This window comes from Nocardia amamiensis NBRC 102102 (genome assembly GCF_001612745.1).
Lineage (GTDB): Bacteria > Actinomycetota > Actinomycetes > Mycobacteriales > Mycobacteriaceae > Nocardia > Nocardia amamiensis.
This window is the reverse complement of the sequence record NZ_BDBA01000323.1, coordinates 1-6,573: the sequence shown is the minus strand read 5'-3', so window position 1 is coordinate 6,573 and position 6,573 is coordinate 1. Positions and strand designations below refer to the sequence as shown.

The 6,573-nt window shown below is 69.2% G+C and carries 4 protein-coding genes; 2 read left to right on the top strand and 2 right to left on the bottom strand.

Annotation, left to right across the window (positions count from 1 at the left end):
* Both NA4_RS36840 and NA4_RS36835 read left to right on the top strand, forming a co-directional pair.
* A partial coding sequence (locus NA4_RS36840) for a transglycosylase domain-containing protein (RefSeq protein ID WP_373862874.1) occupies nucleotides 1-2,492 on the top strand: 2,492 nt, incomplete at its 5' end.
* Between the two features lie 11 nt (nucleotides 2,493-2,503).
* A complete protein-coding gene (locus NA4_RS36835; protein ID WP_067480582.1) occupies nucleotides 2,504-4,237 on the top strand; it encodes a glycosyltransferase family 87 protein in 1,734 nt (577 codons plus the stop codon).
* A gap of 30 nt (nucleotides 4,238-4,267) precedes the next feature.
* On the opposite strand, the gene NA4_RS36830 is transcribed toward NA4_RS36835, so the two are convergent.
* Both NA4_RS36830 and NA4_RS36825 read right to left on the bottom strand, forming a co-directional pair.
* A complete protein-coding gene (locus NA4_RS36830; RefSeq protein WP_067480579.1) occupies nucleotides 4,268-5,839 on the bottom strand; it encodes a TerD family protein in 1,572 nt (523 codons plus the stop codon).
* 27 nt (nucleotides 5,840-5,866) lie between these two features.
* Nucleotides 5,867-6,573: TerD family protein (locus NA4_RS36825; protein ID WP_169811200.1), on the bottom strand; the 707-nt coding region annotated here is incomplete at its 5' end.

Here is a 6,573-nt window from a genome sequence, read left to right as displayed (position 1 = left end):
ATCGCGGCGCCCCCAGCCCGCAGGCAACCCAGAAGATCGCGCGTCCCGACTCGCCGACCGAGGCGGCGGCCGAGCGCAACCGGCGCGGGCCGGCCACCGGTTCCCGCCCGATCACCGGGCAGCGCCCAGCGGTCGATCGCAATGGCCGTCGCGTCCCCGGAACCGGGCCGAGCACCGGTGAACGCAGGCAGACCGCAGGTGGCCCGCCCTCCGGTCCGCCCCCACGCCGGGGCGGCGGTAGCGGTGGCTCCGACGGGCCGGGCAGGCGTCGGCCCGCGGGCCAGAAGTCGCCGTGGCGCATCGTCCGCCGGACCCTGTACGTCCTCGTCGCGCTGGCCATCCTGGTGCCGAGCGGCATCTTCCTGGCCGCGTACAGCACGGTGTCGGTGCCGAAGCCGGGCGACCTGAAGACCAACCAGGTCGCGACGATTTTCGCCGCCGACGGCACCACGGTGGTCAGTAAAGTCGTTCCGCCGGAAGGCAACCGGACCGACGTCACCATCGAGCAGATCCCGCCGCACGTGCGCAACGCGGTGATGGCGGCCGAGGACCGGGACTTCTACACCAACCCCGGCTTCTCGATCTCCGGCTTCGCGCGAGCGGCCAGGGACAACATCCTGGGCAAGGAAAGCGCGGGTGGTGGTTCGACGATCACCCAGCAGTACGTGAAGAACGCGCTGGTCGGCGACGAGCGCTCGCTGACCCGCAAGATGCGTGAGCTGGTCATCTCGGCCAAGATGGCGCGCCAGTGGAGCAAGGACGAGATCCTCGCCGCCTACCTGAACACCATCTACTTCGGTCGTGGCTCCTACGGCATCGACGCGGCGGCCAAGTCCTACTTCGGCAAGCCGGTCCAGGAACTGACCGTCGCCGAGGGCGCGGTGCTGGCCGCCACCATCCAGCTGCCGTCCAGCCTGGACCCGGAGAAGAATCCGGAAGGCGCGAAGACCCGCTGGAACTACGTGCTCGACGGCATGGTCTCCAGCGGCAACCTGTCCGCGTCCGAGCGGCAGGGGCTGCAGTATCCCCAGGTCGTCCCGCTCGCGGCGACCAGGGACAAGGAACAGGACTCCGGACCGGAAGGCCTGATCAAAACGCAGGTGCTCAGGGAGCTCGCCGCGGCGGGCATCAGTGAGCAGCAGCTGAACACCGCGGGTCTGCAGATCACCACCACGATCGACCCGAAGGCGCAGCAGGCGGCCGTGGACGCGGCGACCAAGAACATGGACGGCGAGCCGGAGAACTTGCGCACCGCCGTCGTCTCGGTGGATCCGCGCACCGGCGCGGTCCGCGCCTACTACGGCGGCAACGACGGACAGGGCTACGACTTCGCCAACGCGGGTTTGCAGACCGGTTCCTCGTTCAAGGTCATCGGTCTTGCCGCGAACCTGGAGATGGGCATCCCGCTCTCGCAGATGTACGACAGTTCGCCGATCACCGTGAACGGAATCAAGATCACCAACGTCGAAGGCGAGCAGTGCGGCATGTGCACCATCGCCGAGGCGCTGAAGCGGTCGCTGAACACCAGTTTCTACCGCATGCAGCTGGACATGCAGAACGGCCCGCAGAAGATCGCCGCCATGGGGCACAAGCTGGGCATCCCGGAAACCATTCCGGGCGTGGGCCAGACGCTCACCGAGTCGGACGGCTCCGGTCCGAACAACGGCATCGTGCTCGGCCAGTACCAGGCGCGGCCGCTCGACATGGCATCCACCTACGCGACGTTGGCGGCCTCCGGCGTCTACCACGCGCCGCATTTCGTGTCGAAGGTGGTGACCGCCGACGGCCAGGTCCTGCTCGACCGCGGCGACGTTGCCGGTGAGCAGCGCGTCTCGGCGGCGGTGGCCGACAACGTCACCGCCGCGATGAAGCCGATCGCGGGCTATTCGCGCAACCACGGCCTGGCCGGCGGCCGCGAATCGGCGGCCAAGACCGGTACCGCTCAGCTGGGCGATACGGGCGAGAACAAGGACGCCTGGATGGTCGGGTACACCCCGTCGTTGTCGACCGCGGTGTGGGTCGGCACAGAGCAGGGCGATCCGCTGCGCAATGCCAGTGGCGGCATGGTCTACGGCTCGGGGCTGCCATCGGATATCTGGAAGGACACGATGGATGGCGCCTTGAAGGGCACCAGCAACGAAGCCTTCCCGAAGCCTGCCCCGATCAAGGGCCAGGCCGGTGTTCCCGAATGGTCGGCGCCTTACACTCCGCCGTCCGCCGTCGATTCCCCGCTGCTGCCGCCGGTCGTAGTCGCGCCGACGCAGGTGGAAGTCTTCCCCGGCATCGTCATCCCGGTCCCCGGCGTCCAGCCTGCCCCACAGCAGCCGCGCTCACAGCAACAGCGTGAGCAGGACTCGGGCCCGCTGCCCGGCCAGCCGGTCGCGCCCACCGACGGTTCGTCCCCCACGGCCACCGGTGCGCCACGCGCGGGCAACAACGGGAGCGGCAACGACTCGGGGACGACCGGAGCACCCCCGACCCGGGGCCGGTAGCCTCGGGTTCCGTGACCGATCAGCAGCTGGTGGAGCCACGGACGAACGGGTGGGCGCCGCTATCCGACCGGGCGGGGGCCGGTCGGGGATACTATGCCGCGCCCGCCCCGCTCGCGCCGGATCTCCGCTCGGCGGACGCGCGAGACCGGCCGAGCCGCAACGATTCGCTGACCGCTCAGCTGTCCACCGTGATCGGCGGGCCGGTCGGTGATCACGCCCTGATCGGGCGGGTGCGGTTCTGGACGCCGCTGCGCGTGCTGCTGGCGTTCGCGGTCGTGTTCCTCGCACTCGGCTGGTTCAGCAAGGCGGGCTGCATTCAGCAGACCACCGGCGCGGACGGCGAGCTGACGCTCGACTGGAACAACGGCCGCCAATACGTGGCCATGTGCTATTCGGACACCGTGCCGCTCTATGGCGCGGAGCGGCTGAACGAGGGCGCCTTCCCGTACAAGAAACATTGGATCGAGCAGACACCCGACGGCGGCCGGGAACTCCGGTACATGGAGTACCCGGTGCTCTCGGGCCTGTACCAGTACTTCTCGATGCGGATCGCCAAGAGCTGGGACGCCGCGCCGCTGCCCGGCGCGTTGCAGGTGGTGATCTACTTCAACGTCGTCGCGTTCGGGCTGGCGATGGCCTGGCTGGTCACCATCTGGGCCTCGGCGCTGCTGGCCGGTCGCCGGATCTGGGACGCGGCGCTGGTCGCCTGCTCACCGTTGGTGATCGTGCACGCGTTCACCAACTTCGACGCGCTCGCAACGGCTTTCGCCGCGACCGGCCTGCTCGCCTGGGCCCGGCGCAAACCCGTGCTCGCCGGCGTGCTGCTCGGTCTCGGCGGCGCCGCGAAGTTGTATCCGCTGCTGCTGCTCGGCCCCATCGTCGTGCTGTGCCTGCGCACCGAGACGATGCAGCGGACCCCGCGCACCCACCTCGGCCTGCGGTTACGCGATGTGGACGGCTGGCCGAGGTTCCTGGCGTGGGTACGTGAGACGCCCTACCGCGTCCAGTTCCTCAGCGCCCGCCCACTCGGCGCAGCGTCCGTCACGGTGTCCGCGGCATTGGGCACCTGGCTGGCGGTGAACCTGCCGATCGCCGCGCTGTACCCGAACGGTTGGCGAGAGTTCTTCCGGCTGAACACCACCCGGCACGCCGATCCGGACTCGATCTACAACGTGATCTCCTCGTTCACCGGCTGGCCCGGTTTCGACGGCGTCCTCGACCACGGGGAGCAGCCGGCCATCCTGAACGCGGTCTCACTGCTCGCGTTCGTCGTGGCGTGCGCGGTGATCGGCTACATCGGTCTCACTGCACCGCGGCGCCCACGGCTGGCGCAGCTGTGCTTCCTGGTCGTCGCGGCCTTCCTGCTGACGAACAAGGTGTGGAGCCCGCAGTATTCGCTGTGGCTGGTGCCCCTCGCCGTGCTCGCGCTGCCGCACCGGCGCATTCTGCTGGCCTGGATGACCATCGACGCGCTGGTCTGGGTGCCGCGCATGTTCTATTACCTCGGCCTGGATCGCAAAGGACTGCCCGAGCAGTGGTTCACCGGCACGGTGGTGCTGCGTGACCTCGCGGTGGTGGGGCTGTGCGCCCTGATCGTGCGCCAGATCTACCGCCCGGAGGACGACTTGGTCCGCCGCGACTACGTCGACGACCCGGCCGGTGGCATTGTCGACCGGACGCCGGACCCCCTGCTGCCATGGCTGCCCGAACTGCTGCAGCCGCGGGTGGCCGTTGCGCGTGGCTGACCGCCTGGACGATCAGCCCACGCCGAGTGCTCAGCGGGTGCGCAGGAAGCGCGCCTGTTGTCCCGGCTCCTGCGGCAGCAGGTCGAGATCCAGCTGCCACGCGCTGCCGGTCCACGGATCGAACAGCGGGGTGCCGCCGACGGTGGGCAGGTGCCTGCACGACTGCGACAGCATCGCCACGGTGGTGTCGGTCGAATCGGATTCGTTGGCGCCGACGATCACCGTGGACAGGCCGATCAAGTCGCCGCGCGCGATCAGCGCACCGATCCGCTGCGCGTCCGAGCTCTGGTAGCCATGCGGGAAATCCGCCGCCAGCAGGACCCGGTGTTCGCTCGGCGGTGTGAAAGCACCACTGCTGTAGGCCAGTTCGGCGAGCTCGGCGGCATCCACCAGTGCCTGCAATCGTGCAGAAATATCGGCGTGGTCGGTGACCGGCGGTCCGTTCAGCACCGGCGCGAGCAGGCCGGTGAAGCCGCTGAACGCGTCGGTCAGATCGATGATGTCGACCAGCGCCCGCCGCTGCGGCGCCGTGGCGAGCAGCCGGGCGAGCAGCGCACCCACCACCGGAGCGACGGCTCGGGTCGACTCGGTATCGATCCACAGCGGCCGATTCAGTGGCACGGGAACGCAATACGGAATGCGCAGCGGGCCGCGATCGAGTGCGTAGAGCTCGCCGAGCCGGATGCCATCGCTCGGCGCGGGCGGCTTGTCCCAGGCCGGAGAATCCCAGGACGCCAGCGCGGGCGGCAGCACCGAGTCGGCCTCGGCGAGCTCGCGCATCAGCTGTTCGGCGTCGCGCTGATGGTTGTGCTCGGCGGTGGCGATCAGCTCGTCGCTACGTTGGTGCGCGGCGCGGCGCGCCTCATCGGCCGCCGGAGTGTTCCTGGTCGCGGGATCGGAAACAGCAAGCGACAGTTCGTGATCCAATCGCTTGGCCGCGTATTCGCGCGCCGAGACCAACGCGGCGGCCGCCCGCGCGGCGTCCTCGAAGACCATCCACAGTCGTTCCAGGCCGTGTGCGACTTCCAGCGGCGCACCGGTAGCCCGCGCGTCACCCGACAAGGGATCGGCCACGGTGTGCGCATCCGGCTGCGGCGCGGGAGCGGGCTGTGCGGGCTCCCCATCGACGTCCACGCCGTGCGCGGTGAGCAGCACGGCGAGTCCGCCCGCGTAGCCCTGACCGACGGCGCGGAGCTTCCACGCCGGACCGCGCCGGTATACCTCGAGGCAGATCAGCGCCGTCTCGCCCGCTGTCGGTGCCGCCGCGAATTCGGCTGCGACATTGTCGTTCTCGGACAGTGTCGCGGTCACCGGCCCGAGCCCGTCGCTGCCAGGAGGCGCGGCGGGATCGGCACTCACCACCAGCAACACCGCCTTGGCGTCCGGACGGACCTCGGCGAGCGTGATCGTCACGCCGTCGGCGGCCAAAGCGACGCCCGCCGTGGCGGGCTGGTTGTAGAAGACGAAATCGTCGCTGGAGAACACCTTCAGGTTCTCGGCGACCACCAGCGCGGAAACATCGAGGGCAGCCTCGGCTTTCGCACTGAAACGAAGGACCTCACCGGTCAGCGGAATGTTCTGACCGGCCTTCAGTTGAATCATGTATCCGCCCGCTGTTCGCCTCGCCGATCAACCGTTGACGAGGAACCGGCCGAGCTGCGGCACCGCCTCACCCGGGTGCTTGGCCTGGAAGCCCTCGCCGAGCGCCTGCAACTTCCAATCGTTGCCGACCCGGTACAGCTTGGACATCGCCATTGCGGTGAACGGCATGCCGCCGGCCAGCGTGTACCTGGCCAATTCGCCGTTGTTGGAGCCGTCGACCAAGCGGCAGAACGCATTCTGCACCTGCTCGAACGTGTGGCCCTTGTAGGAGGTCACGATGAACACCAGCGTGGTCACGTGCGGCGGGATGCGGGTCAGGTCGACCAGGATCATCTCGTCGTCGCCCGCGCCCTCGCCGGTCAGGTTGTCGCCCTGGTGCCGGATCGAGCCGTCCTTCGAGGTCAGCTGGCCGTAGTAGGCGACGTCCACCGGGTTCATGTCGGCGAACATGATGACCGAGGCGTCCAGGTCGATATCGACCGTGCGGTTGCCGAACATGCCGCGGCTGCGCACCGGATCCCAGCCGAGACCCATCTTGACGAAGGTCAGCGCGGTGCCTTCCTTGCGCAGCGTGACCCGCTGGCCCTTCACCAAGCTGACCGGCCGGTCCTTGGTCAGGCTGACCTCGCCCGCCGGTTGCTGCTGCGGCGGCGCGGGCTGAGCAGGCGGCGGGTAACCCGGACCGGGCGGCGGGGGGTAACCCGGGCCGGGCGGCGGGTAACCCGGACCGCCCT

Excerpts from the sequence above, each read along its gene's own strand:
- NA4_RS36830 (WP_067480579.1), bottom strand. The coding sequence starts at position 5,839 with ATGATTCAACTGAAGGCCGGTCAGAACATTCCGCTGACCGGTGAGGTC.